The sequence below is a fragment of the Mesorhizobium sp. STM 4661 genome (assembly GCF_000359125.1).
Taxonomy (GTDB): Bacteria; Pseudomonadota; Alphaproteobacteria; order Rhizobiales; family Rhizobiaceae; genus Mesorhizobium.
This window is the reverse complement of the sequence record NZ_CAAF010000001.1, coordinates 1-2268: the sequence shown is the minus strand read 5'-3', so window position 1 is coordinate 2268 and position 2268 is coordinate 1. Positions and strand designations below refer to the sequence as shown.

At 57.5% G+C, this 2268-nt stretch carries 1 protein-coding gene; it reads left to right on the top strand.

Annotation, left to right across the window (positions count from 1 at the left end; all coding sequences use genetic code 11):
* Positions 1 to 172: 172 nt before the first annotated feature.
* Positions 173 to 1579, top strand: a complete 1407-nt coding sequence (locus MESS4_RS00005) for an aminotransferase (protein ID WP_006324994.1) — start codon at positions 173 to 175, stop codon at positions 1577 to 1579.
* The last annotated feature ends 689 nt before the right edge of the window (positions 1580 to 2268 follow it).

Here is a 2268-nt window from a genome sequence, read left to right as displayed (position 1 = left end):
AAAGCAAAGGTGACCCGAGCCTTGGTTTCCACGGCTTTTGATCCCGATTCCGCGAATTCCTCGGCTAAGGACATGCATTCCCGCGAAAGTTGAGGGGCGTTTGCGGTATGCTAATTGCTAAGGAGGCGGCTGACCGAGTGCCCTCCGCCAGTCCATCGCGAGGAGAGGGACCATGCGCTTGAGCAATCTGGGAACCGAGCAACTTAGAGAGAAGGATCGAAGCTTCGTCTTTCATCCGTCTACGCATCTGGCCAAGCACAGCCGAGGTGAGACGCCAAACCGGATTATGGCCGGTGCGGAAGGCGTCTATATCTGGGACACCGAGGGCCGAAAGAGCCTCGACGGTTTCGGCGGGCTCTACTGCGTCAATATGGGATATGGCTGCACGGAAATCGCCGATGCCATTGCCCGGCAAGCGCACGAATTGCCGTTCGCCCATATCTATGCAAGTCAAGGTACGGAGCCAGTCGCCCTCTTGGCAGAGACGGTGGTCGAGTATTTTGGTCAGAACATGCGAAGGGTCTTTTTCGGCCTTTCCGGCTCCGACGCCAACGAAACCAACATCAAGCTGGTCTGGTACTACAACAACATTCTGGGCCGCCCTGAAAAGAAGAAGATCATCTCGCGACATCGTGGTTATCACGGGTCTGGCTTGGTCACCGGGAGCCTGACAGGCCTTGCCTTCTTCCATAATTTCTTCGACCTGCCGCTGGACTTGGTACGCCATACCACAACGCCGCACCACTATCGTCAGGCGCATGACGACGAAAGTGAGCAAGCGTTCTCGAAACGCTGCGCGGATGAACTTGAAGCGCTTATCCTCGCTGAAGGCCCCGAGACCGTCGCAGCTTTTATCGGAGAGCCGGTGCTTGGGACAGGCGGTATCATTCCACCCCCAAAAGGATACTGGACCGCTATCCAAGGCGTGCTCGACAAGTACGATATCCTGCTGATCGCCGACGAAGTGGTCTGCGGGTTTGGACGAACCGGTGAGAAATTCGGTTCCCACCTCTATGGCATGCGGCCGGACTTCGTGACCATCGCCAAGGGGTTGAGTTCCGCCTACCTGCCCATCTCCGGGTCAATCATCGGCGACCGCGTCTGGTCGGTCTTGGAACAAGGAACAGAGAAGCATGGCGCCCTCGGCCATGGCTGGACATATTCGGGTCACACGCTTTGCGCTGCGGCCGCGCTCGCCAATATTCGACTCCTAAAGGAAAGAAACATCTTGGAGCATGTCCGCGATGTCGGACCGTATTGGCACGCCCGCATGAATGCCGAACTGGTGGGACACCCCATCGTCGGCGAGGTTCGTGGTGTCGGAATCCTCGCCGCCGTAGAGCTGATGCGAGATCCAAAACAAAGGATACCGTTTGAATCCGATCTTCAGGTCGGCGTTCGCGTCGCCGCTGCTCTGTTCGAGAACGGTGTCATCGGCCGCGCCATGCCGCACGGCGATATCCTCGGCTTTGCTCCGCCTTTGATCATCACCCGGAAAGAAATCGACATAATCGTCGACGCAACCGCGAAATCAGTCGAGACGACCTATCGCGCGCTGAAGTCCGAGGGTGCGATATGAAACGTGAGAGCGCCGACGGAAGCGAGCCCCGAGTTCAACGACATCCCGGTAACCAATGTGGTGGTCACTGGGAGGAACTTTCCCACGGACCAGACGCTTTGACGCCAGCCTGTCGTTAGGACAGGTCACCATTGGTGTCCCATTGATGAGGACGGGTTGACAGCGCATTTCGCGCCGAGCCGACTGAAACTGCTAAACTTCAAGCCGTCAGATTCTAAGCATGCTTCGGATGACTTTGATCGCAACCGGTAACCAAATCAGTTCTGCCGCCGCTGTCGTGTTGCCCAACGACCAGGACGTTTGTGCGGCGCGCCCTGCCGGTGTACCTCCCCGCCGGCAGGGCGCCTTTTTTGACCCGCTGGATCAGGGTGATTGTAGCGCGTCCGCAATCGAGAGTTCGAGAAGGAGGTCATCTGCATATCCGGATGGCACATCGAGCGTCGATATTTCTAGTACACCATGGCAACCGCCCACAATCGCAGTTTCCGACGAGCGGCTGACGGCAGCCGGCGTGGAGGTCGCACTCATCTCCTTTCACATGACCCAAGGTCCGGGGAGTAGTTACCGCCGTGAATTCTCTCCAGCATCGAATATCTCGGGGGCGAGTCTCCCCGCCGTAGCTGCCAAGAAGCCAGAAAGCCTCAGGTTTAATTGAAAACAGCCGCAGGAGAAAATGCAGCTCGTCTTCG

Coding starts and splice junctions, on each gene's coding strand:
- MESS4_RS00005 (WP_006324994.1), top strand. CDS start 173: ATGCGCTTGAGCAATCTGGGAACCGAGCAACTTAGAGAGAAGGATCGA.